At 62.5% G+C, this 24,413-nt stretch carries 23 protein-coding genes; 6 read left to right on the top strand and 17 right to left on the bottom strand.

The annotated features are described in order from the left end of the window. Window positions 1–4 precede the first annotated feature (4 nt). The 5 genes from N805_RS27160 to colR form a co-directional block, all read right to left on the bottom strand. On the bottom strand, window positions 5–238 hold the full coding sequence (locus N805_RS27160; RefSeq protein ID WP_019473785.1) for a hypothetical protein: 234 nt from the start codon (window positions 236–238) through the stop codon (window positions 5–7). Then, window positions 238–936, bottom strand: a complete 699-nt coding sequence (locus N805_RS27155; RefSeq protein WP_019473784.1) for a lipopolysaccharide kinase InaA family protein — start codon at window positions 934–936, stop codon at window positions 238–240. Before N805_RS27155 ends, N805_RS27160 begins: the two co-directional genes overlap by 1 nt. A gap of 6 nt (window positions 937–942) precedes the next feature. Further along, window positions 943–1,623 (bottom strand): class I SAM-dependent methyltransferase, encoded by a 681-nt coding sequence (locus N805_RS27150; protein WP_019473783.1) that lies wholly within the window; start codon window positions 1,621–1,623, stop codon window positions 943–945. A 108-nt stretch (window positions 1,624–1,731) separates the two neighbouring features. Then, window positions 1,732–3,042 (bottom strand): sensor histidine kinase, encoded by a 1,311-nt coding sequence (locus tag N805_RS27145; RefSeq protein ID WP_019473782.1) that lies wholly within the window; start codon window positions 3,040–3,042, stop codon window positions 1,732–1,734. After that, window positions 3,032–3,715, bottom strand: coding sequence for a two-component system response regulator ColR (gene colR, locus N805_RS27140; RefSeq protein ID WP_003255215.1), 684 nt, complete (start codon window positions 3,713–3,715; stop codon window positions 3,032–3,034). Before colR ends, N805_RS27145 begins: the two co-directional genes overlap by 11 nt. Before the next feature lie 183 nt (window positions 3,716–3,898). Between colR and N805_RS27135 the strand changes: the two genes are divergently transcribed. After that, window positions 3,899–4,627 carry a phosphatase PAP2 family protein gene (locus N805_RS27135; protein ID WP_019473781.1) on the top strand — a complete coding sequence of 243 codons (729 nt, stop codon included), beginning with the start codon at window positions 3,899–3,901 and terminating at the stop codon, window positions 4,625–4,627. A 204-nt stretch (window positions 4,628–4,831) separates the two neighbouring features. On the opposite strand, the gene groL is transcribed toward N805_RS27135, so the two are convergent. From groL to N805_RS27110, 5 genes are all read right to left on the bottom strand, one after another. Then, window positions 4,832–6,475, bottom strand: coding sequence for a chaperonin GroEL (gene groL, locus N805_RS27130; RefSeq protein ID WP_019473890.1), 1,644 nt, complete (start codon window positions 6,473–6,475; stop codon window positions 4,832–4,834). 48 nt (window positions 6,476–6,523) lie between these two features. Next, window positions 6,524–6,817, bottom strand: coding sequence for a co-chaperone GroES (locus N805_RS27125; RefSeq protein ID WP_016488938.1), 294 nt, complete (start codon window positions 6,815–6,817; stop codon window positions 6,524–6,526). 244 nt (window positions 6,818–7,061) lie between these two features. Next, entirely contained in the window at window positions 7,062–7,523 is a 462-nt protein-coding gene (locus tag N805_RS27120) for an FxsA family protein (protein WP_019473889.1), read from the bottom strand. 65 nt (window positions 7,524–7,588) lie between these two features. Beyond that, window positions 7,589–8,320, bottom strand: coding sequence for a HugZ family protein (locus tag N805_RS27115; protein WP_019473888.1), 732 nt, complete (start codon window positions 8,318–8,320; stop codon window positions 7,589–7,591). Window positions 8,321–8,509: 189 nt separating this feature from the next. After that, window positions 8,510–9,520, bottom strand: coding sequence for a DUF481 domain-containing protein (locus tag N805_RS27110; protein ID WP_019472984.1), 1,011 nt, complete (start codon window positions 9,518–9,520; stop codon window positions 8,510–8,512). A 151-nt stretch (window positions 9,521–9,671) separates the two neighbouring features. Between N805_RS27110 and N805_RS27105 the strand changes: the two genes are divergently transcribed. Both N805_RS27105 and N805_RS27100 read left to right on the top strand, forming a co-directional pair. Further along, complete coding sequence (locus N805_RS27105) at window positions 9,672–10,025, top strand: MGMT family protein (protein WP_019472985.1); 354 nt, start codon at window positions 9,672–9,674, stop codon at window positions 10,023–10,025. Between the two features lie 43 nt (window positions 10,026–10,068). Then, complete coding sequence (locus tag N805_RS27100; RefSeq protein WP_028614123.1) at window positions 10,069–11,616, top strand: AmpG family muropeptide MFS transporter; 1,548 nt, start codon at window positions 10,069–10,071, stop codon at window positions 11,614–11,616. Between the two features lie 132 nt (window positions 11,617–11,748). On the opposite strand, the gene N805_RS27095 is transcribed toward N805_RS27100, so the two are convergent. The 3 genes from N805_RS27095 to N805_RS27085 form a co-directional block, all read right to left on the bottom strand. Next, entirely contained in the window at window positions 11,749–12,993 is a 1,245-nt protein-coding gene (locus tag N805_RS27095) for an MFS transporter (protein ID WP_028614122.1), read from the bottom strand. Between the two features lie 199 nt (window positions 12,994–13,192). Next, the gene (locus N805_RS27090) at window positions 13,193–14,035 is read right to left on the bottom strand and encodes a mechanosensitive ion channel family protein (protein ID WP_019471528.1); all 843 of its coding nucleotides are present in this window, start codon (window positions 14,033–14,035) and stop codon (window positions 13,193–13,195) included. A gap of 114 nt (window positions 14,036–14,149) precedes the next feature. Beyond that, a complete protein-coding gene (locus N805_RS27085) occupies window positions 14,150–14,635 on the bottom strand; it encodes a YajQ family cyclic di-GMP-binding protein (RefSeq protein WP_019471527.1) in 486 nt (161 codons plus the stop codon). A gap of 100 nt (window positions 14,636–14,735) precedes the next feature. On the opposite strand from N805_RS27085, the gene N805_RS27080 reads away from it, so the two are divergent. From N805_RS27080 to N805_RS27070, 3 genes are read left to right on the top strand one after another with little or no spacing between them, the layout of a single operon-like run. After that, on the top strand, window positions 14,736–15,653 hold the full coding sequence (locus N805_RS27080) for a putative 2-dehydropantoate 2-reductase (protein ID WP_019471526.1): 918 nt from the start codon (window positions 14,736–14,738) through the stop codon (window positions 15,651–15,653). Window positions 15,654–15,691: 38 nt separating this feature from the next. Then, window positions 15,692–17,716, top strand: coding sequence for a sensor histidine kinase (locus N805_RS27075; protein ID WP_019471525.1), 2,025 nt, complete (start codon window positions 15,692–15,694; stop codon window positions 17,714–17,716). Window position 17,717: 1 nt separating this feature from the next. Beyond that, complete coding sequence (locus N805_RS27070; protein ID WP_019471524.1) at window positions 17,718–18,284, top strand: cob(I)yrinic acid a,c-diamide adenosyltransferase; 567 nt, start codon at window positions 17,718–17,720, stop codon at window positions 18,282–18,284. Window positions 18,285–18,413: 129 nt separating this feature from the next. On the opposite strand, the gene N805_RS27065 is transcribed toward N805_RS27070, so the two are convergent. The 4 genes from N805_RS27065 to secA form a co-directional block, all read right to left on the bottom strand. After that, a complete protein-coding gene (locus N805_RS27065; RefSeq protein WP_019471523.1) occupies window positions 18,414–19,358 on the bottom strand; it encodes a Nudix family hydrolase in 945 nt (314 codons plus the stop codon). After that, window positions 19,355–19,987, bottom strand: a complete 633-nt coding sequence (locus N805_RS27060; protein WP_019471522.1) for a glutathione S-transferase family protein — start codon at window positions 19,985–19,987, stop codon at window positions 19,355–19,357. Before N805_RS27060 ends, N805_RS27065 begins: the two co-directional genes overlap by 4 nt. Window positions 19,988–20,142: 155 nt before the next feature. After that, window positions 20,143–21,360, bottom strand: coding sequence for a bifunctional glutamate N-acetyltransferase/amino-acid acetyltransferase ArgJ (argJ, locus tag N805_RS27055; RefSeq protein WP_019471521.1), 1,218 nt, complete (start codon window positions 21,358–21,360; stop codon window positions 20,143–20,145). A gap of 182 nt (window positions 21,361–21,542) precedes the next feature. Continuing rightward, on the bottom strand, window positions 21,543–24,278 hold the full coding sequence (gene secA / locus N805_RS27050) for a preprotein translocase subunit SecA (protein WP_019471520.1): 2,736 nt from the start codon (window positions 24,276–24,278) through the stop codon (window positions 21,543–21,545). Window positions 24,279–24,413 lie beyond the last annotated feature (135 nt).

Here is a 24,413-nt window from a genome sequence, read left to right as displayed (position 1 = left end):
GGGTTCAACCGAAAGGCCGCAACCCCTGACGCAGGCCAAACAGGAACAGCAAAAGGTCCTGGTCCGGCGCAACGTGTGCCTGCTGCTGCGGTTTCGCTTCCCGCGGCAACGCGCACTGGTCGGCCATCTCCGCCTTGCTGAACACGGTAGGCCTCGGCTCTTCCCAGGCAGCGACCGCAACGGTGGTCACCGCCAGGCCAGCTATCAGGAACAAAGCTCGAGCTATTTCTAGTTTCATTACGCTAACCCTTTGACAGCGCTGCCAAACGCCATCTGGTAAAAGTAGAGCAACGACTGCCACTCCGCGTCATTGAGCGACGAATGGCGGCGCAGTTGGCGCAGGTCGTTACCTGCCGCACGCTGACAGCTGATACGCCGCCGGCACTTCTCAAGGTCCAGCAGCGCCACTTCGACGCGGGCCTGGTCGCCCTCGCCAATCACCTTGATGAATACGTGCTTGCCATACAGGCAGCCGTGCTGCCAGTGCCCCAGGTGCATGCGCGCCAGGTTATCCGCCAGGTCCTTGAGCATGCGCTCATGCACCACCTGCGGGTAACGCTCGCGGGCACCTTCGGCATGCCAGGTGTCCAGTTCGACAAACCCGTCAAGCGCTTCGCTTACCAGCAGCGCACGCCACTGGTGGTCGGCATCGCGTTCGGCACCACAGAAGACGATGCGGGGTACGCGCACGCCCAGTTGCTCGAAGCTGTTCAACGCATCGAGTTCACGCAATACGGTCGGTCGGCCGAAAGGGTGCAGCACGCTGCGGTAGATATGCCCGACCTGGCGCTTGGCATACAACAGTTTGCCGCTGGCATCGTTGAGGCGTTGCACGCCACTCTCGCCACCACGGCGTTGGTTAGGCTCCTCTACCCACTCGCCTTGCTGGCGCCAGTAAAAATCGAACCTCGACTCGCCTTTCTGGGCTACAGCCATCAAACACTACCCCTTACGCAATACGTAGACCCGCCACATGGCATAGAACGGCAGGAAGTCGAGGCGTTCCTGGATTCTGAAGCCGGCAGCCCTGAATTCTTCTTCGACCGTTTCGGCCGGTAACACAAAACGGTTCTGGTAATTGTCCTGCTCGGCCTCGGCACTGCGGCGTTGTTCCAGTTTTTTCCGGCGCCAGGCCTTGAAATTGCCATCCACCCAGAGTGACAGGATCACACTATCACGGCTAACTCGTTGAAATTCCGAAAGAATGGTCTTTCTATGGGCGGATTCGCCAATGTGGTGGAACAGGCGCATGCAGAAAATGCTGTCCACCGCGTTATCCGGCAGGTCAATGGCAAACGCAGAAGTTTGCAAAGGACGTACCCGCGCCACCACTTCTGGCGGTTGCGCGGCGCACGCTGTCTCAATCATCGCTTCGGAGTTGTCGGCGCCGATGATTACCCGGTTGGGCTTTTCTGCCAACAGCGGCCAGAAGCGGCCCGCCCCGCACGGCAGGTCCAACACCAGGCCAGGCTCACCGGCCAATGCCAAGGCGCGACGCGCCAGTTGCTCATCTCGCTTGTGGGAAAGACGTCGCGCCAGGCCGTCCTGGTGCTTGAGAAAGTACTCACGCGCATGGTCTTTGTCGTACTTCTCGGAAAATTCAAGCTTGATGGGGCTACGCATTGGGCATCTCCTGACTCCAGTGCCGCTCACCTTAGGTAAGCAAGCGTTGGAATCAGGTCATGCCAATGTGAAAAAAATGTTGCGCACCCTTTGACCTGTTACAAACCATTACTCGGCAATGGCTTCCAGGTCGCCTTTGCCCGTGGTATTGCTCAGGTCTACCTGGAAGCGGCAACCATGCGGCAAGGTGGATGTCAGGGTAACGCGCCAGCCCTGGTCGTCACAGATTCGCTGCACCAGCGAAAGCCCCAGCCCCAGGCCCTCGCCGCGCCGCTCATCGCCACGTACAAACGGCTTGAACATGGCCTCGCGCTGCTCTTCGGGGATGCCCACACCGCTGTCCTCCACACTGAAGCCGTTGGCTTCCAGGCTCAGGCGGATATAGCCGCTGTCGGTGTAGTGCGCAGCATTGCGCAGCAGGTTGCCCATCACCGACTGCAGGAAAGTGGCGTTGTACAGCACCGGGCTGGCGCTGACGCGGCCATCGAAGTACAGGGTAAGGCCTTTCTGCTCGATGGTGTCGCGCCACACGCCGATCAGTTCGTCGGCCACTTCGCGAAGGGTCGCCTGCGAAGCCACCGCCCCCTCGTCACGCTGTGCCCGCGCCAGCATCAGGAATGTCTTGACCAGTTCGCGCATTTCTTCCGTGGCCCGCGCCACGCGCTCCACCTGGCTACGCGCGCGGGCGTCGAGGTTGGGGTTCTCCATCAACAGCTCGCAGGACGTTGCCAACACCATCAATGGCGTACGCAACTCGTGGCTGACGTCACTGGTGAACAGCCGTTCGCGGGTCAGCGCGTCGCGCAGGCGGCCCAGGGTGTCGTCGAAGGCCACTGCCAGCTGGCCGACTTCGTCTGCGGCATAGTCCGGTGCCAGCGGCGGCGCCAGGCCCAGCAGCTGGTCGCGGTGGCGCACCTGGCGGGCCAGGCGAATCACCGGTGCCATCACCCGACGCGCCACCAGCCAGCCGAGGATGACGGCCAACACCAGGCTGAGGACGAAGCCCACCACCACCACCGCGAACAGCACGCGCTCGCGTTCTTCGAAGTCGCTCTGGTCCTGCAACAGCACATAACGGCGGCCATCGACGATCTCGACCATGGCGTGGTACGACAGCTGGTCGCGAAACACCTCATGGAAGCCACGGTCGAGGTGGCGCAGGTCTTTGGGCAGCTCGAAGTCGTCACGCCCGCCGCTGAAGTAGAACAGCTGATCGGGGCGTGGCCGGTGGCTCCAGTCACCGACGCTGTCCATGCGCAGCAGGCGCTGCAGGTCACCGCCCAATACCGAGGAAATCAGCCGCTCTTCGACCAGGTGCACAGTGGCAACGATGCCGAAGGCGAACGCTCCGGCGACCAGCGCGCTCATCAAGGCAAAAGCGATGATGATGCGCTGGGCAAGGCTTTGCTTAAACTCCATCGCGGCCCTCGGCGAGGCGATAGCCGACGCCATGGACGGTATGCAGCAACGGTTTTTCAAACGGTTTGTCGATCACCTGGCGCAGTTGGTGCACATGGCTGCGCAGGCTGTCGCTGTCAGGGCAGTCGTCGCCCCACAAAGCCTCCTCCAGCACCTCGCGGCGCAGGACGTGCGGGCTTTTCTGCATCAGCACAGCCAACAGCTTGAGGCCGACCGGGTTGAGCTTGAGCAAGCGCCCCTGACGGGTAACCTCGAGGGTGTCGAGGTCGTAGCTCAGATCAGCTACTTGCAGGGTACGGCGCCCACCGCCCTGGGCACGGCGCAGCACCGCTTCGATGCGTGCCGCCAGCTCCGACAAGGCGAACGGCTTGAGCAGGTAGTCGTCGGCCCCGGAGCGGAAGCCTTGCAGGCGGTCGTCCAGCTGGTCGCGGGCGGTAAGCATGATGACTGGCGTGTCGCGGCGGGCGTCTTCACGCAGGCGCTTGCACAGGGTGTAGCCATCGATGCCGGGCAGCATGATGTCCAGCACGATCAGGTCGTAGTGCTCGGTGGCCGCCAGGTGCAGGCCGGACAGGCCGTCCTGGGCGCAGTCAACGGTATAGCCCTTCATGCCCAGGTAATCGGCCAGGTTGGCCAGGATATCGCGGTTGTCTTCAACCAAAAGGATGCGCATCGGTTTCTCCTGTGCGGCGCTTCTCGCTGTGGTGCGCGGCAGGCGCAGCTTAAGGCCTACGCCGGCAGGGTGCCAGCCCCCAGAAAAATTCACCTCACTTGACGGTTTTTTCACTGATCCTTCACGGACACAGGATAGCGGGCGGCTGACAATGCCCGATCTTTTCCGTGTCCTGGAGCCGCCATGCAGCAACGAACCCGTCCCCGCCCGATAAACTACTGGCTGTACCTGGGAATACCCTTGGCGACCGCGCTGGCCTTGATCCTGCTGGAGCTGACTTCGGTCGACATGGATGTGGCCAACCTGTTCTTCGACCCCGCTGCCGGGCAGTTCATTGGCCGCCACAGTTATCTGCTGGAAAACATCCTGCACGACCGGGTCAAGCAAGGGGTGATCTTGCTGGGCGTGTTGTCGCTGCTGACGTTTGCCGCCAGTTTTTTCTGGCAGCGCCTGTTCGGCTGGCGCCGCGAGCTGGGCTGCCTGGTGCTGGCACTGGGCCTGTCCACGGCGTTTGTCACGCCGTTAAAAAAGGTGACCCAGGTGCAATGCCCGTGGAGCCTGACCCAGTTTGGCGGCACGGAAACCTACAGCAAGTTGCTGGAGCCACGGCCGGCCACCGACAAGCCAGGGCTGTGCTGGCCGGGTGGGCATGCAGCGACCGGGTTTTGCCTGTTTGGCCTGTTCTTCATGCTGCGTGATCGCAAGCCGCGGTTGGCCCGTGCGGCCTTCGCATTGGCGCTGGTAGCCGGATCGGTGCTGGGTGTGGGGCGGATGATGCAGGGGGCGCACTTTTTGTCGCACAACGTGTGGACAGCGGTGTTCTGCTGGTTGATCGGGTTGGGGTCGTATTACCTGGTTCTGTATCGCCGAGGGCTGGCTGAGGTGCCAGTCGCTGAACGCGGCGTCGTCTGAACGAGGGGCCGCTTTGCGGCCCTTTCGCGACACAAGGCCGCTCCTACAGGAATCGCGGACAGTCCGGAACTTACACCCCCCTGTAGGAGCGGCCTTGTGTCGCGAAAGGGCTGCGCAGCAGCCCCACTGGCCCTCACAGCGCACACAAAAAAGCCCCGGTTCTCGCGAACCGGGGCTTTTTTATGGTGCAGGGGTAAGGCTGGCTTACATCATGCCGCCCATGCCACCCATGCCGCCCATGTCTGGCATGCCGCCGCCAGCTGGGGCTTCGCTCGGAGCGTCAGCAATCATGGCTTCGGTGGTGATCATCAGACCGCCGATCGAAGCAGCAGCTTGCAGGGCCGAACGGGTGACCTTGGCTGGGTCCAGGATACCCATCTCGATCATGTCGCCGTATTCGCCGGTAGCAGCGTTGTAGCCGTAGTTGCCCGAACCTTGCTTGACCTTGTCAGCGACAACGCTTGGCTCGTCGCCGGCGTTGGCAGTGATCTGGCGCAGCGGCGCTTCAACAGCGCGACGCAGCAGGGCAATACCGACGTTCTGGTCTTCGTTGTCGCCTTTCAGGTCAACGATCGCGTTCAGGGCGCGAACCAGGGCAACACCACCGCCAGGCACCACGCCTTCTTCAACGGCTGCACGGGTAGCGTGCAGGGCGTCTTCAACGCGGGCTTTCTTTTCTTTCATTTCAACTTCGGTGCCGGCACCGACCTTGATCACGGCAACACCGCCAGCCAGCTTGGCCAGACGCTCTTGCAGCTTCTCACGGTCGTAGTCCGAGGAAGTCTCTTCGATCTGGGCACGGATCTGCTTGACGCGTGCCTGGATGTCATCTTCAACGCCAGCGCCGTCGATGATGGTGGTGTTTTCCTTGGACAGGATGACGCGCTTGGCGTTACCCAGGTGCTCCAGGGTAGCGGTTTCCAGGGACAGACCGATTTCTTCGGAGATGACCTGGCCGCCGGTCAGGACTGCGATGTCCTGCAGCATGGCCTTGCGACGGTCGCCGAAGCCTGGGGCCTTGACCGCTGCAACCTTGACGATGCCGCGCATGTTGTTGACTACCAGGGTAGCCAGCGCTTCACCTTCAACGTCTTCGGCAACGATCAGCAGTGGGCGGCCGGCCTTGGCAACGGCTTCCAGTACTGGCAGCAGCTCACGGATGTTGGAGATCTTCTTGTCGACCAGCAGCAGCAGCGGGCCTTCCAGCTCGGCAACCATGGTGTCCGGCTTGTTGACGAAGTACGGCGACAGGTAGCCACGGTCGAACTGCATGCCTTCTACTACAGACAGTTCGTTATCCAGGCCCGAGCCTTCTTCAACGGTGATCACGCCTTCTTTACCGACTTTTTCCATGGCTTCGGCAATGATGTTGCCGATGGAGTCGTCAGAGTTGGCGGAGATGGTGCCTACCTGGGCGATGGCCTTGGAGTCGGCGCAAGGCTTGGACAGGTTTTTCAGCTCGGCAACAACGGCGGAGGTAGCCTTGTCGATGCCGCGCTTCAGGTCCATCGGGTTCATGCCGGCAGCGACGGCTTTCAGGCCTTCGTTGACGATGGCCTGAGCCAGGACGGTAGCGGTGGTGGTGCCGTCACCGGCAGCGTCGTTGGCCTTGGAAGCAACTTCCTTGACCAGCTGGGCGCCCATGTTTTCGAAGGCGTCTTTCAGCTCGATTTCTTTGGCGACGGAAACGCCGTCCTTGGTGATGGTTGGCGCGCCGAAGCTCTTCGCCAGCACCACGTTACGGCCTTTCGGGCCCAGGGTCGCTTTTACCGCGTCAGCCAGTACGTTGACACCAACCAGCATTTTCTTACGAGCGGAATCGCCAAACTTTACGTCTTTAGCAGCCATGATCGTTTAATCCTTGGAATTCTTTGGAGTAACGGGAAGTCGGGGAAATCAGCCTTCGACAACGGCGAGGATTTCGTTCTCGGCCATGACCAGCAGGTCTTCGCCATCGACTTTCACGGTGTTGCTGCCCGAGTAAGGGCCGAATACCACTTTGTCACCCACTTTCACGGCCAGCGCGCGAACTTCGCCGTTGTCCAGGATGCGACCGGTGCCGACGGCAACAACTTCGCCGCGGTTTGGTTTTTCAGCGGCCGAACCCGGCAGGACGATACCGCCAGCGGTTTTCGATTCTTCTTCGCTGCGACGGATGACTACGCGGTCATGCAGAGGACGAAGCTTCATTGTCGATCTCTCCCAAATTGTGGTTTTCATCGGCCGGTATCGACACCGGCGGGTTGATGCTGTCCGGCGTTGCCGGGAAGTGGCCCGCGATGGGCGAACCACTTGTGTAATGTCTGGCGTTGCCACCAGAAACCTTGCGGTGACCACATACATGAGGCCGCCATATTCAATTACAAGGCTAGGTATACAAAATTTTTCATCAGGCCGAAAAAGACCGGGGCCGCTTTTGCGGCCCCGGTGCGTTCTACTTGTCGCGGCGCTCGTACTCGCCTTCGATCACGTTCGGGCGATGGCCACCATCACGCGGCTGCGCCTGGAACGGGTCGTCCTGGAACGCACGCTGGCGCATGGCCTGGGCCTCGGCACGCTCGCGCATCTTGCGCGCAGCCAGGCGACGGGTGAACGGCAGCAGGCACAGCAGGCCCAGCACGTCGCTGATGAAGCCTGGCAGCAGCAGCAGGCCGCCACCAACGGCCAGCATCATGCCCTGGAACATATCCTCGGCGGGCAGTTCACCGCGCTGCAGGCTCTCACGGGCACGCAATGCGGTGGCCAGCCCGGCCACCCGCATCACCAGCACGCCCAGGGCGGAGCCAGCGATGATCAGCAGCAGCGCCGGGAAGAAGCCGATTGCCGCGCTGACCTTAACGAAGACGAAAAGCTCCAGCACAGGAAAAATCAGAAACAGCAGTAGAAAAGCACGCATCAAGGGTTCCTCGACGGAAGATAACCTTCCAATAAGACCTCAAGTGGATGCCAGCGCTCCGGATTTCAACCCTCGACTTGCGTCGCAACCGGCCATTGGTCGGCCCGAGCCAGCAAAACCAAGGCTTCCCGGACTTGTGTCGGCGTGTTGCAAGTAGCCGGAAAAGGCAACCAGTGCACGGCCTGACCGATGCGAAGGTGCATGCCTTCGCTGTCTACCCCAGCCATCTGGGCCGGTGCATGCCGTGGCAGGTCGGTCAGTTCGACGTAGTGAGCAATAGCGTTGGCGTGATCGCTGTTCATATGCTCGACCATGCTCGCCTCGGCCTTGCCGGCGAACGGGTTGGCCAAGGTCACCTGGTCGAGCCAGTGGATCGCGCCAAAGCCGCCAATGTAGCGGTGACGCACTGGCTGCAGCACCCAGAAGTCGAAGTCGTGGGCCTTGTGGTAGTTGGCGGCGTCCGGGAAATAGCGGTAGTAGCGCTCGGCAGCCGCCTCGACAGCGGCCTCGTCGACCAGTTTATGCGCCTCGGCCATCACCGTCAGGCGCCCGACGGCCTGCACATCCTCGGCCTCGCGCTCACCCACCAGCAGCGAGCACTTGGGGTCTTTCTGCAGGTTGTGGGTGTGCTGGGCGATGCGGCTGATGAGGATCAGCGGGTTACCGTTGGCATCGAGACAATACGGCACGACCGAGCCGAACGGGTAGCCGGGCATCGATTTGGAATGGGTCGAGAGCACGCCGCGGTATTCCTTGAGCAGCAGTTCCCGGGCTGGGCGGATGGCGTTGGTACTCACTTGAGGGCGGCTCCTGGCGGACTGGATGGGGAACAAGATAAGCATTATCACTGCCAGTGCCAATGGGGCTGCTGCGCAGCCCTATCGCCGGCAAGCCAGCTCCCACAATGACCGCGAAGTGCCCAGGCCTTTGCGGTACCTGTGGGAGCTGGCTTGCCGGCGATAGGGGCGCAAGGCGCCCCCGGCGGTTTACCAGGTAACGCCGAACCCTGCGGTATAGCGGGTCTTGTCCAGGTCACTTTCACGCGTGCCGGTGATGATGTCCTTCTCCGCCTTGAGGTTGAGCGAGGCCCATTCGGTGACCTTGTAGCGCAGGCCAACCTCGGCATCCAGCGAGTAGTCGGCCACCCCACCCAGCGGCTTGGCGAACTCGCCGTTGGTGAACAGCTGCACGTTCTTGCCTATCAGGTAGCGCGTGTAGTCCCACTTGACCGCTGCGGAATAGAAGTTGTCCTTGCCGCCGTCCTGGTACTCGAAGTCGGTGCGGTTGATCAGCGAACCCAGCGAGAACGCCCCCAGTTCATCGTCCCAGAACTGGTAACCCGGGCCGGTACCGACGGTGCGTTGGCGGGCCAGGTCTTCGATGCGGTCACGCTTGTATTCTGCACGCCCCTGCCAGAACCACTTCTCGGTGATGAAGCGGTCCAACGCGTACTCGGCGCTCCAGTTGTCGGTGGTGGTGACGTCGTCCTTGGTCTCCCGGTTGTATTCGCCTTCGGCATTGTGCCGCCAGCGGCCATGGCGAGCGGTGGTCTTGAAGCCTACGTCGTAATCGTCGGTGTCGTTCTCGGCACGCTTGTAGTCCAGGGCCACATCGACGTTGCCTTTCCAGACGAAGTCCTCGACCAGCGGTTTGGGCTTCATGATCTGTTCGATGCTGGCCAGGTCTACAGTTTTCGGCGCCTCGCCATTGGCCAAGGTTACCTTGCCAGGCTCGGCGGCTTTCAGCGACTTGGCTTTTTCACCGCTATAAGCGTCTTGCTTGACCAGCATTTCCTGATCGCTTTCCAAGGTCTGGACCTGTTTCCAGTCCAGCGCGATGGACCCACCATAGGGGGTCTCCAGCAGCAGCTTGCCCCCGTCGAAAACTTTGATCTTGCCACTGAGCCGGTCGCCGTTCTTCATCCACACGGTGTCGGCCAACACCGGAGAGGCGCACAAGGAAGCAGCTAGCAGGCACAACAAGGATCTAGAATACATAAGCGGGCTATGGGTTCGGTTTGACAAAAAAGCCGGGCATTATCCAGATACCGACGGCCAGAGCAAGGACAGACCGAGCACCTGCCGGTGAGTTCAACGCTCATTTGCCCGACCACCGGTCCAGTTTCATCTGCAGCCCAAGGGGGGCGTGATGTCTGATGGTTATGAGCACGCCCTGGATAACGCCGAGGGCCGACGAACGGTGCTGTATTCGGTACTCGGCCAAGTGCCGCCCGGCAAGGTGGTGAGCTACGGCCAACTCGCCGAGCTGGCGGGGCTTGGCCGCGCGGCACGCTGGGTTGGACGCACACTTGGGCAGTTGCCAGCAGACACCCGCCTGCCCTGGCACCGGGTGCTCGGCGCAGGTGGCCGGCTGAGCCTGGCATTGGGTACGCCCTCAGGCGATGAGCAACGGGCGCGATTACGCGCGGAGGGTGTGAATGTAGCCAACAATCGTGTGGATATGACGCGCCATGGCTGGCGCCCAATGGAGCACAGCGGTTAGAGTGCGCGCTTTGTTTTCGCAAACTTGAGGCAGATGTTGGCCCATGCCCCGTAAAACCTGGCGCGCTGCGCTTGCTGCCTATGCCAGCCCGTCAACCTTGGTACTTTTGCTGCTCGGTTTCGCCGCTGGCCTGCCCTACATGCTGGTGTTCTCGACCCTGTCCGTGTGGTTGCGCGAAGCCGGCGTTGCCCGCGAAACCATTGGTTACGCCAGCCTGATCGGCCTGGCCTACGCCTTCAAGTGGGTGTGGTCGCCGCTGCTCGACCAATGGCGCCTGCCGCTACTCGGCGGGCTGGGGCGCCGGCGTTCATGGTTGCTTTTGTCGCAAGCGCTGGTGGTGGTCGGGCTGGTAGGTATGAGCCTGTGCGACCCGCAACAGCACTTGTCGTGGTTGATTGCCATGGCGGTGCTGGTGGCGTTCGCCTCTGCCACGCAGGATATCGCCGTCGACGCCTATCGCCTGGAAATCGCCGACGACCAACGCCAGGCCGCACTCGCTGCCAGCTACATGGCCGGTTACCGGGTGGCTGCATTGCTCGCCACGGCGGGCGCACTGTTCTTCGCCGAGTGGTTCGGCTCCACAGGTTTCAGCTATTTGCACAAGGCCTGGGCCGGCACCTATGTCATGTTCGGGGTGATGATGCTGCCCGCCCTGTTTACCACGCTGGTCATGCGCGAGCCGCCAGTGCCCATGCGTACCCAGTTGTCGGCAGCGCGCTATGGGCTGGTGCACCAGCTGGCGTCGGTGTTCGTACTGATCATCCTGCTGGTGTCGGTACCGGCCAGCTTTACCCAGATGTTCAATACCGGCTGGTCCAGCGTCATTTCCGGCGATGCCACGCCGCTCGACCTGCTGCTGGAAGACCGCGCCTTCCTGCGCCTGATCCTCTACGTGCTGCTGAGCTGGGCGTGCCTGTCCAGCCTGGGTCGCCGCGGCCTGGCTCCGGTGCTGACCCCGGTCAACGACTTCATCACCCGCTACCGCTGGCAGGCCCTGCTGCTGCTTGGCCTGATCGCTACCTATCGCATGTCGGACACCGTGATGGGCGTGATGGCCAATGTGTTCTATATCGACATGGGCTTTACCAAGGACCAGATCGCCAGTGTCAGCAAGATCTTCGGCCTGATCATGACCCTGGTCGGCGCCGGGGTTGGCGGCCTGCTGATCGTGCGCTTCGGCATCATGCCGATCCTGTTCATCGGCGGTGTAGCCTCGGCCGGCACCAACATCCTGTTCCTGATGCTGGCCGACATGGGGCCGAACCTGGAAATGCTGGTAGTGACCATCTCGCTGGACAACTTCAGCTCCGGCATGGCCACCTCGGCCTTCGTTGCCTACCTGTCGAGCCTGACCAACCTGAAATTTTCGGCGACCCAGTACGCGCTGCTCAGCTCGATCATGCTGCTGTTGCCACGGCTGATCGGCGGGTATTCAGGCGTCATCGTGGAGAAGTTCGGCTACCACGACTTCTTCCTGATCACCGCATTGCTGGGTGTGCCTACGCTGATCCTGATCGCCCTGCAGTGGCGCCAGGAGGCCGGCCGGGGTACGCCGGTGGCAGAGGACAGTTCAGCGGCCGAGCGGCCCTGAAAGAACCTATCGCCTGTACCGGCCTCTTCGCGGGTAAACCCGCTCCCACAGGTACGGCACCGCCTTTGAGCGCTGTGCAGTACCTGTGGGAGCGGGTTTACCCGCGAAGAGGCCAGGACAGGCAATCAAACATTACTGCGCGACAGCCCCCTCATCAGGCCGCCCACCTACCACAAACCACAACGGCCACAACGCCAATGCCCCCGCCACACCCGCCGCCAAGGCAAAGTGCAGCAAGCTGGCCCCGGCGCCGATCATCGCCAGCACCGCACCACCCAACCCCAGCAAGGCAATGGTGATCATCCCCAGCATGGCTGAGACCAGGCCTTTGCTTTGCTCGCTGGAAAACAACGTCATGCGGTACAGCACCGCGTTGGCCACACCCAGCCCCAGCGCGTACAGCGACATGCCGGCCACCACACTGGTAACACTCGGCCAGTACCAGGTCGCCAGCACCATCAGGCACAGGCCAGCCAGGTATGGCCACAGCGCGCCCCGCACCAGGGCCGGGAGCGGGTAGCGGTCGGCGATGCGGTTGATGATCAGGTTACCGAGGATCAGCCCGCCAAACACCGGCAGCTGCCACAAGGCGTACGCCATGGTGCTCAGCCCCTCATCGTGGATGAGCAGCACCGGCGACAGGCCGATCCAGCCAATCAGCGGCAAACCGACCAGGCCCAAGGCAGCGCTGCCAGCAACGAAACGGCGGTTGGCCAGCAACTGACCGTAGCCCGCCAGCAGTGGCAGCAGGTGAATCGGCGTAAACGCCAGGCGCGAGCCGTCACGGCGTTCCACACCGAGGGTTTCCGGCATCAGGCGGTACAACAGTCCCCACACGAGCACCGCGCCAATGGCAAAGGCCACGAACAGCCAGCGCCAGTCCAGCCACTGCAGCAACAAGGTGCCCACCAACGGCCCGAGCAGGGGTGACAGCAAGGCGATGTTGGCCAGCAAGGCCATCATGCGCACGGCGTCAGCCTCGCTGAAGGCTTCGTTCAGGGCTGGGTAGCTGACGGTGACGACAAAACCCAGGCCGATACCCTGCAACAGGCGCAGCAAGTTGAACATGCCAATGTCGTGAACCCAGAAGGTGGCCAGGCAGGCCAGGCCGAAGAACGCGCAGCCAACCAGCAGCAGCGGACGCCGGCCATAGCGGTCGGCCAGTGGGCCGATCAGCCATTGCAGCACCACGCCCCCCAACAGATACAGGTTGAGGGCATGGGGGATGTATTCGGGGCTGGCGTTGAGGTCGCCCACCACCACCGGCATTGCCGGCATGACGGCGTCGCTGGCCAGGTAGGTCAGCAGCTCGAACAGGGCCAGGGTCAGGCCGAACAGCAAGGCGCGCAGGGGGGTGATGTACAGCAGTGGTTTCATGATGGCATATCGGGTGTGACAGGTGGGGCCAGGGTATATGCCAGAAAAACCGAGTAATTGCTGTGAACAAGTGTAAAACCGGGTCCGCTTCGCGCCCCTTCGCGGGCATGCCCGCTCCCACAGAGCTCAATCAATCCCTGTGGGAGCGGGCATGCCCGCGAAGGGGCGCGAAGCGGCCCCGGTCGATGCCAGCGCGGCGTTACTGCGCGGCAGTCTCCTGCACCACACGGATCACCCGCTGCGGAAACGGAATGTCGATCCCTTCGGCCTTCAACCGGTCACGCGCATGCTCGTTGAGCATGAACATCACGTCCCAGTAATCGGACGTCTTGGTCCACAAGCGCAGCGATACGGTAATCGAGCTGTCGCCCAGCGTCGCCACTACCGCCTGCGGTGCCGGGTCTGGCAGAACACGCGGGTCCTTGGCCAGCTCCAGCAGCACGTTGCGGGCCTTCTGCAGGTCGGCCTCGTAGTCCACCCCCACATCGAACACCACCTTGCGCGTCGGCTGGCGGTTGGTGTTGGTGATGATGCCGTTGGACAGGCTGCCGTTAGGCATGATCACAGTCTTGTTGTCACCGGTGCGCAGCACGGTGTGGAAGATCTGGATGCTGTCGACGGTGCCGGCAACGCCCTGCGCCTCGATCCAGTCACCGATACGGAACGGGCGGAACATCAAGATCAGCACACCGCCGGCGAAATTCGCCAGGCTGCCCTGCAAGGCCAGGCCGATTGCCAGGCCTGCGGCACCGATGGCGGCAACGAACGAGGTGGTCTCGATGCCGATCATCGAGGCCACGCTGACCATCAGCAGCACCTTCAGCACGATGTTCGCCAGGGTGCTGATAAAACCCTGCAGCGCAAGGTCGGCGTTGCGCAGGCCAACCAGCTTGCCGAGGCGGGCGCTGACCTTGTTGATGATCCACCAGCCGACCGCCAGGGTCAGCAGTGCCAGCAGCACGCGGCTGCCGTACTCCATGATCAAAGGGACCCAGGTCTGGGATTGGCGGACGAGCTGATCGACTTCAGCGTTCAAATCCATATTCATCTCCTGATGCCGAGCGGCAAGTACACGGTAGAACAGGCTGTGCCCATTCGCACAGCCCCGGCCCCCATGGACATCATTGGGCCATCGGGGTTCCGGGCCGCAACTGCATCAGTCGCGGAAGTTGTTGAACTGCAGCGGCATGTCGAATTCCTTGGTGCGCAGCAGGGCAATGGCTTCCTGCAGGTCGTCACGCTTCTTGCCGGTTACCCGCACCTGCTCGCCCTGGATGGCGGCCTGTACTTTCAGCTTGCCATCCTTGATGGCGGCAACGATCTTCTTCGCCAGGTCCTTGTCGATGCCTTCGCGGAACTTGGCTTCCTGCTTCTTTTCCTTGCCGGAGGGGTACGGGTCCTTGGTTTCCAGGCATTTCACGTCGATCTTGCGCTTGACCAGTGCAAGGCGCAGGATTTCCAGCATCGCTTCGAGCTGGAACTCTTCCTCGGCGGTCAGCAGAACGGTCTGATCCTTGTCCTTGAACTCGAAGGTGCCCTTGCCTTTCAGGTCATAACGGCGATCAAGTTCCTTGATGGCGTTATCAACGGCGTTCTGCACTTCGTGCTTGTCCAGTTCCGATACCACGTCGAACGAAGGCATGGTTGTTCTCCAAAAAATAAAGCGCGCTCGGTCTGAAGATGGAGCACGCTGAGTTAGACGGTTAAAATGCGGACTCATTATAACGGGTTGCGAAACGCATATGAGCAGCACCTGGCATATTCTCGGCGCCGGCAGCCTCGGCAGCCTGTGGGCTTGCCGCCTGGCGCGCGCAGGCAAGGCGGTGCGCCTGATCCTGCGTGACGGGCAACGGCTGCAGGCTTATCAGCAGGCCGGCGGCCTGACCCTGGTCGAGCAAGACCAGCCCCGCCACTACGCCATCCCGGCCGAAACCGCACAGGCGCAGGGCCCCATCCACCGCCTGCTGGTGGCGTGCAAGGCGTACGATGCCGCCCCGGCCATTGCCAGCGTGGCGCCGCGGCTGGCCGAGGGTGCCGAGGTACTGTTGCTGCAGAACGGCCTGGGCAGCCAGGACGAAGTGGCCGACCTGGTGCCCCACGCACGCTGCATCTTCGCCTCCAGCACCGAAGGGGCCTTTCGCGAGGGGGACTGGCAGGTGCAGTTTGCCGGCCACGGATTCAACTGGCTGGGCGACCCACGCAACCCGACAATCCCCGCCTGGTTCGATGACCTGCACGAAGCCGGCATCCCTGCCGAATGGACGGTCGATATCCTCACCCGCCTATGGCGCAAGCTGGCGCTCAACTGCGCCATCAACCCGCTGACCGTTCTGCACGAATGCCAGAACGGCGGGTTGCTTGGGCACCTGGGTGAAGTCGATGCGCTGTGCGCCGAACTGGTCCAGTTGCTGCGGCGCTGCGGCCAGCCGGAAGCGGCAGATGAGCTGAGCGAAGAAGTGCAGCGGGTGATCCTTGCCACCGCAGCCAACTACTCTTCCATGTACCAGGACGTGCGCGCGGGCCGACGCACCGAGGTGCACTACCTGCTCGGCCATGCCTGCCGGGCGGCAGGGCGCCACGGCCTGCAACTGCCACAGCTGGAACACTTGCTGCAGCGCCTGGTCGATAACTTGCGCATGCGTGGCTTGCCCTGCGACTGACGCGGCCCTTTCAACCGGATACGGACATTGCCTAGCCCATGACCTTGCGCCAACGCCTGGAAAACCTCCCGGTCGGGCAGAAGCTGCTGGCAGCCCTGCTGGTATTGCTGGTGACCATCCTGCTGGTGGCCAACCTCACCTTCATCAGCGCCGCCTACTGGATCACCCAGGAAAGCATGGCGCCGCAGGCACTGCAGACCATCGGCCGGCTGGTGGCCAACCCGCAGCTTGCGGCCCGCGCCGGTGACACCCCTGAAACCGCCAGCGCCCTGCTCAAGGAACTGGACAGCTACACGCCGCTTCGCGCCGCCGCCGTCTACGGCGGCGATGGGCGGATGCTGGCGCAGTTGCAGCATGGCGAGCCGCTGGCCCTGCCCAAGCGTTTTCGCAACATCGACGGCTGGCGCCTGATGGAGTTTCGCAGCACCCAGCTGATCCGCATACCGCGCGACGCCAACCCGCCGGCGCACCTGCTGCTGGTGGCCAGCAGCGAGCTGCCCACGGCGTTCTACACCGGCACCCTGAGCGCCAGCATGGGCATCCTGGTGTTCAGCATCCTGCTGTGGATTGTGGTCGCCCGGCAAATAAAGCGCCTGATCACCCAGCCGATCAACCAACTCGAAGAGCTCAGCCGCCAGGTTACCCGTGAAGAGAGCTATGCCTTGCGCGCCAAGCGCGGCAATGACGACGAAATCGGCAGCCTGGCCGAAGCCTTCAACACCATGCTCTCGCGTATCGAAGGCCGCGAGCAGCAGCTGAAACGCGCGCGGGACGAATTCCAGAGCGCCTACGACCAGGCCCAGGGCCTGGCCGAGGAAACCCGCCATACCAACCGCAAGCTTGAGCTGGAAGTGCAGGTGCGCAGCAAGATCGAGAAAAAACTCACAGGCTTCCAGAACTACCTCAACAGCATCATCGACTCGATGCCCTCGGCGCTGATCGCCCTCGACGAACAGCTTTACGTGACCCAGTGGAACCACGAAGCCACGGTGCTTTCCGGTACGCCACTGGATGAAGCGCTGAATCAGCCGGTGTTCATCGCCTTCGAGCCGCTCAAGCCGTTCTTGCCGCAGCTGAAGGAAACCGTGGAAAAGCACCGGGTAGCGAAGATCGAGCGGGTCACGTGGGCCAAGGGCGATGACCTGCGCCACTACGCCCTGACCTTCTACCCGCTGACCGGCGGCGGTGGGCGTGGCGTGGTCATCCGCATCGACGACATAACCCAGCGCCTGTCGCTGGAAGAGATGATGGTGCAATCCGAGAAGATGCTCTCGGTCGGTGGCCTGGCGGCGGGCATGGCCCACGAGATCAACAACCCGCTGGGCGCCATCTTGCACAACGTGCAGAACATCCGCCGACGCCTGTCGCCCGAGCTACCGCGCAACCAGGAGCAGGCCGAAGAGCTGGGCATCGACCTGGCCACGGTCAACCGCTACCTGGACAGCCGCGAGGTGCCACAGTTGCTTGATGGCATTCAGCAGGCGGGTGCCAGGGCAGCGAAGATCGTCACTCACATGCTCAGCTTCAGCCGCCGCAGCAACCGCCAGTTGGCACCCTGCGACCTGCCGGCGCTGATCGACCAGGCGGTGGAAATTGCCGGCAATGACTTTGACCTGGCCATCGGCTTCGACTTCAAGGGCCAGGCCATCGTGCGCCAGTTCGACCCTGAACTGGGCCCGGTACCCTGCACCGCCAACGAACTGGAACAGGTACTGCTCAACCTGCTTAAAAACGCGGCTCAGGCCATCCACGTGCGGCCACAGCCCAGTGAGCCCGGGCGCATTACCCTGCGCACCCGGCTGAACCCGCCATGGGCAGAAATCCAGGTCGAGGACAATGGCGTTGGTATGCCCGAGGCGGTGCGCAAACGCACCTTCGAGCCGTTCTTCACCACCAAGGAGATCGGCCAGGGCACCGGCCTGGGCCTGTCGGTTTCGTATTTCATCATCACCAACAACCACAAGGGGCAGATGGAAGTGCAGTCCACGCCCGGCCAGGGCACCTGCTTTACCTTGCGCCTGCCCCTCGGCCAGCCGGCGACGCCGGCCAACACGGAGAAGTGACATGGGCTACCGCCTGTCGAAGATCTACACACGCACCGGCGACAAGGGCGAAACCGGCCTGGGCGACGGACGCCGGGTGCCCAAGGACCACCCACGGATCGAGGCGATTGGCGAGGTGGACAGCCTGAACAGCCAGTTGGGCCTGCTGCTGGCGGGGCTGGACGAGCAAGGTCTGGGCGAGGTGAGCGCCGTGCTGGTGCCGTGTCAGCACCGTTTGTTCGACCTGGGCGGTGAGCTGGCGATGCCGAGCTACCAGGCGTTGACCCTGGCAGAGGTGGAGCGCCTGGAGGCGGCCATCGATGTGTGGAACGAAGAGCTGGGGCCGTTGAAGAACTTCATCTTGCCCAGTGGTTCGGCGCTGGTGGCGCAGGCGCATGTGTGCCGCAGCCTGGCGCGCAGTGCGGAGCGGCGGTGCCAGCAGTTGAATGCCGTGGAGCCATTGGAAGGCGTTGGGTTGGCGTATATCAACCGGCTTTCCGATCTATTGTTCGTGGCGGCGCGGATCATCGGGCGGCGCCAGGGGGTGGCTGAGGTGTTGTGGCAGCCTGCGCCAAAGCCTGAGGGCTGATATTACCGGGGCTGCTTAGCAGCCCATCGCCGGCAAGCCAGCTCCCACAGGTTCATCATCAACCCGAAGGCAATGCTAAACCTGTGGGAGCTGGCTTGCCGGCGATGGGCCGCAAAGCGGCCCCCTTACTCAGGCCTCGGGCCAGAACGCCCGGATCCCGGCAACACCCTGTGCCCCGGCTTCCCAGGATTGCTCGCGCTGATCAGGCCCTACCCCACCCAGCAGATAGGCCGGCTTGTTGAACCCGGCAATCAACCGCTGCGCCTCATCCCACCCCAGCGGCACCGCCTCGGGGTGGGTCTGGGTAGCCTGCACCGGTGACAAGGTGACAAAGTCGACATCCATCTGCTCAGCAAGCGCCAGCTCCTCGGCGCTGTGGCAGGACGCCGCCAGCCAGCGCTCCTTGGGAAACGGCCGGCCCTTGGCCGCGTACTTGCGCAGTTGCGCGGCCGTCAGGTGCCAGCCGGCGGACGGGAAATCACCCAGCCATTCCAGCGGCCCCTTGAGCATCAGTTGCGCCTTGCCCCCACACAGCCCCACGGCATCCACCGCCACATCACGGTACTTGGGGTCGTACATGTCCGGCGCCCGCAACTGGATCAGGCGAGTACCAGTGGCTACCGCCTTCTGGATGCCCTTGAGCATCTGTGGCACTTCCAGACCATCGGGGGTAATCAGGTATTGGTCCGGCAGCCGCGCCGCAGCAACGATGGGTTTGTTGGCTTCAGGAAATTCGTAGTGCGACAGATCGCGCGGGGCCACCCATTCCAGCGGTTGCCCTTCTGCGCCATGAGGCTCGCCCGTGAACGCTTCGACTTCGCGCACGTCCAGCAGCACCTGTTTGTCCGGGTAGTCATGGCTGACCTTGATCAGTGCACGCGAGCGGGTCACCTCGATACCCAGCTCCTCGCGCAACTCACGGGCCAGCGCCGCTTCAACGCCTTCGCCCTCTTCCACCTTGCCGCCGGGAAACTCCCACAGGCCGCCCTGGTGCTGGGTATCGGCCCTGCGTGCAATAAGAATGCGGCCATCAGTACCGCGAATGACCGCCGCTACAACATGTATCCGTTTCACCCTTCACGCTCCGCCAGGCCGGCCTGCTGCCACGCCTGGAAGGCTGGCCACTGATAAATGGTTTCGATGTAGGCTGCCGCCTCTGCCGGCACTTCCACGCGGTAGGTGCGCAGGCGCACGGCCACCGGGGCGAAGAAGGCATCGGCCAGGCTCGGCTTGCCGAACAGGAACGGGCCGCTGTCCTTGGCCACCACGCGGCATTCGGACCACAGCGCGACGATACGGTCGATGTCGACCTGCACGTCCAGCGGCACATTGTCCAGGGCCTGGTCACGCGACAGGTCGAACGGCATGGCACCGCGCAGGGCGAAGAAACCGCTGTGCATCTGCGCGCAAGCCGAACGGGCCTGGGCGCGGGCGGCTGCGTCGACAGGCCACAGCTGGGCCTCGGGGTGCTGTTCGTTGAGGTATTCGGCGATGGCCAGGGAATCGGCGATCACACCGTGCTCGCTCTTGAGCAGCGGCACCTTGCCGGTGGAGGAAAAAGCGAGGATGCGCTGGCGGGTATCAGGCTGGTTCAGCTTGATCAGGGTTTCTTCGTAGGGCACGCCAGCCAGCTCGAGGGCCAGGGCGCCACGCAGCGACCAGGAGGAATACAGCTTGTCGCCGATGATCAGGTGATAGCTCATGGTTCGGCTCCATCAGGTTTGTATTGCAAAACCCGCAGGCCGCTGCGCGGCCTTTCGCGGGCAAGCCCGCTCCTACAGGGACCGCACCGCTCCTGCAGGCATTGCAACACCTGTGGGAGCGGGCGTGCCCGCGAAGAGGCCTTCGGATCAGTAGATCAGGTACGGTACTCGGCGTTGATCTTCACGTACTCGTGGGACAGGTCGGTGGTCCAGATGGTTTCGCTGCACTGGCCACGGCCCAGTTCGATACGGATGGTGATCTCTTCCTGGGCCATCACTGCCGAACCCTGTGCTTCGGTGTAGCTCGGGTTGCGGCCGCCTTTGCTGGCGATGCACACGCTGTCCAGGTACACGTCGATCAGGCTCACATCCAGCTCTGGCACACCAGCACGGCCAACGGCGGCCAGAATACGGCCCCAGTTCGGGTCGGAGGCGAACAGTGCGGTCTTGATCAGTGGCGAGTGGGCCACGGCATAGCCGACGTCCAGGCATTCCTGGTGGTTGCCACCACCGTTGACCTGCACGGTCACGAACTTGGTCGCGCCTTCGCCATCACGGACGATGGCCTGGGCCACTTCCATGCACACTTCGAACACAGCCTTTTTCAGCGCTTCGAACAGCGCGCCGCTGGCTTCGGTGACTTCTGGCAGGTTGGCCTTGCCGGTGGCAATCAACATGCAGCAGTCGTTGGTCGAGGTGTCGCCATCAATGGTGATGCGGTTGAACGACTTGTTGGCGCCGTCCAGCATCAGGTCCTTGAGCACCGCTGGGGCAACCTTGGCGTCGGTAGCGATGTAGCCGAGCATGGTGGCCATGTTCGGGCGGATCATCCCTGCACCCTTGCTGATGCCAGTGACGGTAACAGTCACGCCATCATGCTGGAACTGACGGCTGGCCCCCTTGGGCAGGGTGTCGGTGGTCATGATGCCGGTGGCGGCTTCAGCCCAGTGGTGTTCCGACAAATTGTCGAGCGCGGCCTGCAGTGCCCCTTCGATCTTCTCGACCGGCAGTGGCTCGCCGATCACGCCGGTGGAGAACGGCAGTACAGACTCGGCCGGCACGCCAGCCAGCTCGGCCAGCTTGGCGCAGGTACGTTCGGCTGCGGCCAGGCCTGGCGCGCCGGTGCCTGCGTTGGCGTTACCGGTGTTGGTCAGCAGGTAGCGCACGGTGCCCTGTACACGCTGCTTGGACAGGATCACCGGCGCTGCGCAGAAGGCGTTGAGGGTGAACACGCCAGCCACGCTGGAGCCTTCGGCACAGCGCATGACCACCACATCCTTGCGCCCCGGGCGCTTGATGCCGGCAGAAGCGATGCCGAGTTCAAAACCCGGAACCGGGTGCAGGGTAGGCAAAGGACCAAGACCAACAGCCATTAGAGCGCTCCTAGAAAAACGATTGATTTCGAAAAGGGGCCGCTTCGCGCCCCATCGCGACACAAGGCCGCTCCCACAAGGACCACGCCCATCCATGGACGAGCGCGGTACCTGTAGGAGCGGCCTTGTGTCGCGAAAGGGCCGCAAAGCGGCCCCAGGCTTTTTACAAATGTCAGGTCAGATCACTCGATCTGCCCGTGGCAATGCTTGAACTTCTTGCCCGAACCACACCAGCACGGTTCGTTGCGGCCCAGCTTCTGGTCGTTGCGCACCGGCGCTGCGGCGACCGCCACTTCAGCGCCCTCCTCGCTCAGTTGCTCGCTTTCCAGGCCCGGGGCAGGGGCATGCTGGAACTGCATGCGGCTGGCCAGTTCCTCGGCCTCGCGGCGCAGGCGTGCTTCCTCTTCGATCGGATCTTCGCGGCGAACCTGAACGTGCGACAGCACGCGGATGGTGTCGCGCTTGATCGACTCGAGCAGCTCCTGGAACAGGCTGAACGACTCGCGCTTGTACTCCTGCTTCGGGTTCTTCTGCGCATAGCCACGCAGGTGAATACCGTGGCGCAGGTGGTCCATGGTCGACAGGTGGTCTTTCCACAGGTCGTCCAGTACGCGCAGCAGGATCTGCTTCTCGAAGGTGCGCAGGGCGTCGATACCGGCCTGGTCTTCCTTCTCGGTGTAGGCGGTGGTGATCTCGTTCAGCAGCTTCTCGCGCAGGGTCTCCTCGTAGAGGTGATCGTCCTCGTCGAGCCACTGCTGGATCGGCAATTTCATGGCGAAATCGCTGGCCAATGCAGCTTCAAGGCCGACCACGTCCCACTGCTCGGGCAGCGACTGCGGCGGGATGTGCTGGCTGATGGTAGCGTCCAGTACTTCCTTGCGGAATTCGACGATGGTGTCGCCGATATTCTCGGCGGCCAGCAGGCTGTTGCGCATGTGGTAGATCACCTTGCGCTGTTCGTTGGCCACGTCGTCGTATTCGAGCAATTGCTTGCGGATATCGAAGTTGCGGCCTTCGACCTTGCGCTGGGCCTTCTCGATGGCGTTGGTGACCATGCGGTGCTCGATGGCCTCGCCGGACTGCATGCCCAGTGCCTTCATGAAGTTCTTCACCCGGTCAGAGGCGAAGATGCGCATCAGGCTGTCTTCCAGCGACAGGTAGAAGCGGCTGGAGCCCGGGTCACCCTGACGGCCCGAACGGCCACGCAGCTGGTTGTCGATACGGCGCGACTCGTGGCGCTCGGAAGCGATCACGTGCAAGCCGCCCGACTCGATCACTTGCTGGTGACGCTTCTGCCAGTCGGACTTGATCTGGGCGATCTGTTCGGCGGTGGGGTTTTCCAGGGTGGCCACTTCGGCTTCCCAGTTACCGCCCAACAGGATGTCGGTACCACGGCCGGCCATGTTGGTGGCGATGGTCAGTGCGCCCGGGGCACCGGCCTGTGCGATGATCTCGGCTTCTTTCTCGTGGTACTTGGCGTTCAGTACCTTGTGCTCGATACCTTCCTTGAGCAGCAGGTTCGACATGTGCTCGGAGGTTTCGATGGTGGCAGTACCCACCAGCACCGGACGGCCATGGGTCATGCTTTCCTTGATGTCGGCGATGATCGCGGCGTATTTCTCGTCGGCGGTCAGGTACACCAGGTCGTTGAAGTCTTTACGTGCCAGCGGCTTGTTCGGCGGGATCACCATCACGTTCAGGCCGTAGATGGACTGGAACTCGAACGCTTCGGTGTCGGCGGTACCGGTCATGCCGGACAACTTGGTGTACAGGCGGAAGTAGTTCTGGAAGGTGGTCGAAGCCAGGGTCTGGCTCTCGGCCTGGATATTCAGGTTTTCTTTTGCCTCGATGGCCTGGTGCAGGCCCTCGGACAGGCGACGGCCCGGCATGGTCCGACCGGTATGCTCGTCGATCAGCAGAACCTGGCCGTCCTGGACGATGTACTCGACGTTGCGGTGGAAAAGCTTGTGCGCGCGCAGGCCAGCGTAAACGTGGGTCAGCAGGCCCAGGTTATGCGCGGAATACAGGCTCTCGCCCTCGGCCAGCAGGCCGGCCTGGGTAAGCATTTCTTCGATGAACTGGTGACCGGCTTCGTTGAGCTCGACCTGGCGGCTCTTCTCGTCGATGGTGAAGTGGCCTTCCTGGGTAACCTGGCCTTCGACTTCTTCGATGTGCTGGGTCAGGCGCGGGATCAGGCGGTTGATCTCGATGTACAGCTTGGAGCTGTCTTCAGCCTGGCCGGAAATGATCAGCGGGGTACGCGCTTCATCGATGAGGATGGAGTCGACTTCGTCGATTACCGAGAAGTTGAGTTCACGCTGGAACTTCTCTTCCTGGCTGAACGCCATGTTGTCGCGCAGGTAGTCGAAACCGAATTCGTTGTTGGTGCCGTAGGTAATGTCGGACGCATAGGCGGCGCGCTTTTCTTCCGGCGGCTGGAAGGCCGAAACGATACCGACCGACAGGCCGAGGAATTCGTACAGCGGGCGCATCCAGTTGGCGTCACGGCGGGCCAGGTAGTCGTTGACGGTGACCACGTGCACGCCCTTGCCGGACAGTGCGTTCAGGTACACGGCCAGGGTACCGACCAAGGTCTTGCCTTCACCGGTGCGCATTTCTGCGATCATGCCCTCGTGCAGGGTCATGCCACCGATCAGCTGTACATCGAAGTGGCGCATGCCCATCACGCGCTTGCCGGCCTCTCGGGCCACGGCGAAGGCTTCAGGCAGCAATTGGTCCAGTGTCTCGCCTTTGGCCAGGCGCTCCTTGAACTCTGCGGTCTTGCCCCGCAGTTGCTCGTCGGAGAGGGCCACCATTTTCTCTTCGAAGGCATTGACGATACTCACCGTCTTGAGCATGCGTTTCACTTCACGCTCGTTCTTGCTTCCAAAAAGTTTTTTTAACAAAGGCGCAAACATATCGGCAGGATCTTCCACACGTAGGGATGGAGGGCGGCCCCATGAGTCGCCCGTGCAGCCCTGAGGCCGCATGCGAACGAGCATTCTACCCGGAAACGATGGTGAGGAAAGTGGTGGATTTCCACGATGCTATTA

This window comes from Pseudomonas putida S13.1.2 (assembly GCF_000498395.2).
Lineage (GTDB): Bacteria > Pseudomonadota > Gammaproteobacteria > Pseudomonadales > Pseudomonadaceae > Aquipseudomonas > Aquipseudomonas putida_Q.
The sequence above is the reverse complement of the archived record's forward strand: the minus strand, read 5'-3'. Positions and strand labels throughout refer to the sequence as shown.

Excerpts from the sequence above, each read along its gene's own strand:
- N805_RS27160 (WP_019473785.1), bottom strand. The coding sequence starts at position 238 with ATGAAACTAGAAATAGCTCGAGCTTTGTTCCTGATAGCTGGCCTGGCG.
- N805_RS27155 (WP_019473784.1), bottom strand. The coding sequence starts at position 936 with ATGGCTGTAGCCCAGAAAGGCGAGTCGAGGTTCGATTTTTACTGGCGC.
- N805_RS27150 (WP_019473783.1), bottom strand. The coding sequence starts at position 1,623 with ATGCGTAGCCCCATCAAGCTTGAATTTTCCGAGAAGTACGACAAAGAC.
- N805_RS27145 (WP_019473782.1), bottom strand. The coding sequence starts at position 3,042 with ATGGAGTTTAAGCAAAGCCTTGCCCAGCGCATCATCATCGCTTTTGCC.
- colR (WP_003255215.1), bottom strand. The coding sequence starts at position 3,715 with ATGCGCATCCTTTTGGTTGAAGACAACCGCGATATCCTGGCCAACCTG.
- N805_RS27135 (WP_019473781.1), top strand. The coding sequence starts at position 3,899 with ATGCAGCAACGAACCCGTCCCCGCCCGATAAACTACTGGCTGTACCTG.
- groL (WP_019473890.1), bottom strand. The coding sequence starts at position 6,475 with ATGGCTGCTAAAGACGTAAAGTTTGGCGATTCCGCTCGTAAGAAAATG.
- N805_RS27125 (WP_016488938.1), bottom strand. The coding sequence starts at position 6,817 with ATGAAGCTTCGTCCTCTGCATGACCGCGTAGTCATCCGTCGCAGCGAA.
- N805_RS27120 (WP_019473889.1), bottom strand. The coding sequence starts at position 7,523 with ATGCGTGCTTTTCTACTGCTGTTTCTGATTTTTCCTGTGCTGGAGCTT.
- N805_RS27110 (WP_019472984.1), bottom strand. The coding sequence starts at position 9,520 with ATGTATTCTAGATCCTTGTTGTGCCTGCTAGCTGCTTCCTTGTGCGCC.
- N805_RS27105 (WP_019472985.1), top strand. The coding sequence starts at position 9,672 with ATGTCTGATGGTTATGAGCACGCCCTGGATAACGCCGAGGGCCGACGA.
- N805_RS27100 (WP_028614123.1), top strand. The coding sequence starts at position 10,069 with ATGCCCCGTAAAACCTGGCGCGCTGCGCTTGCTGCCTATGCCAGCCCG.
- N805_RS27095 (WP_028614122.1), bottom strand. The coding sequence starts at position 12,993 with ATGAAACCACTGCTGTACATCACCCCCCTGCGCGCCTTGCTGTTCGGC.
- N805_RS27090 (WP_019471528.1), bottom strand. The coding sequence starts at position 14,035 with ATGGATTTGAACGCTGAAGTCGATCAGCTCGTCCGCCAATCCCAGACC.
- N805_RS27085 (WP_019471527.1), bottom strand. The coding sequence starts at position 14,635 with ATGCCTTCGTTCGACGTGGTATCGGAACTGGACAAGCACGAAGTGCAG.
- N805_RS27080 (WP_019471526.1), top strand. The coding sequence starts at position 14,736 with ATGAGCAGCACCTGGCATATTCTCGGCGCCGGCAGCCTCGGCAGCCTG.
- N805_RS27075 (WP_019471525.1), top strand. The coding sequence starts at position 15,692 with ATGACCTTGCGCCAACGCCTGGAAAACCTCCCGGTCGGGCAGAAGCTG.
- N805_RS27070 (WP_019471524.1), top strand. The coding sequence starts at position 17,718 with ATGGGCTACCGCCTGTCGAAGATCTACACACGCACCGGCGACAAGGGC.
- N805_RS27060 (WP_019471522.1), bottom strand. The coding sequence starts at position 19,987 with ATGAGCTATCACCTGATCATCGGCGACAAGCTGTATTCCTCCTGGTCG.
- argJ (WP_019471521.1), bottom strand. The coding sequence starts at position 21,360 with ATGGCTGTTGGTCTTGGTCCTTTGCCTACCCTGCACCCGGTTCCGGGT.
- secA (WP_019471520.1), bottom strand. The coding sequence starts at position 24,278 with ATGTTTGCGCCTTTGTTAAAAAAACTTTTTGGAAGCAAGAACGAGCGT.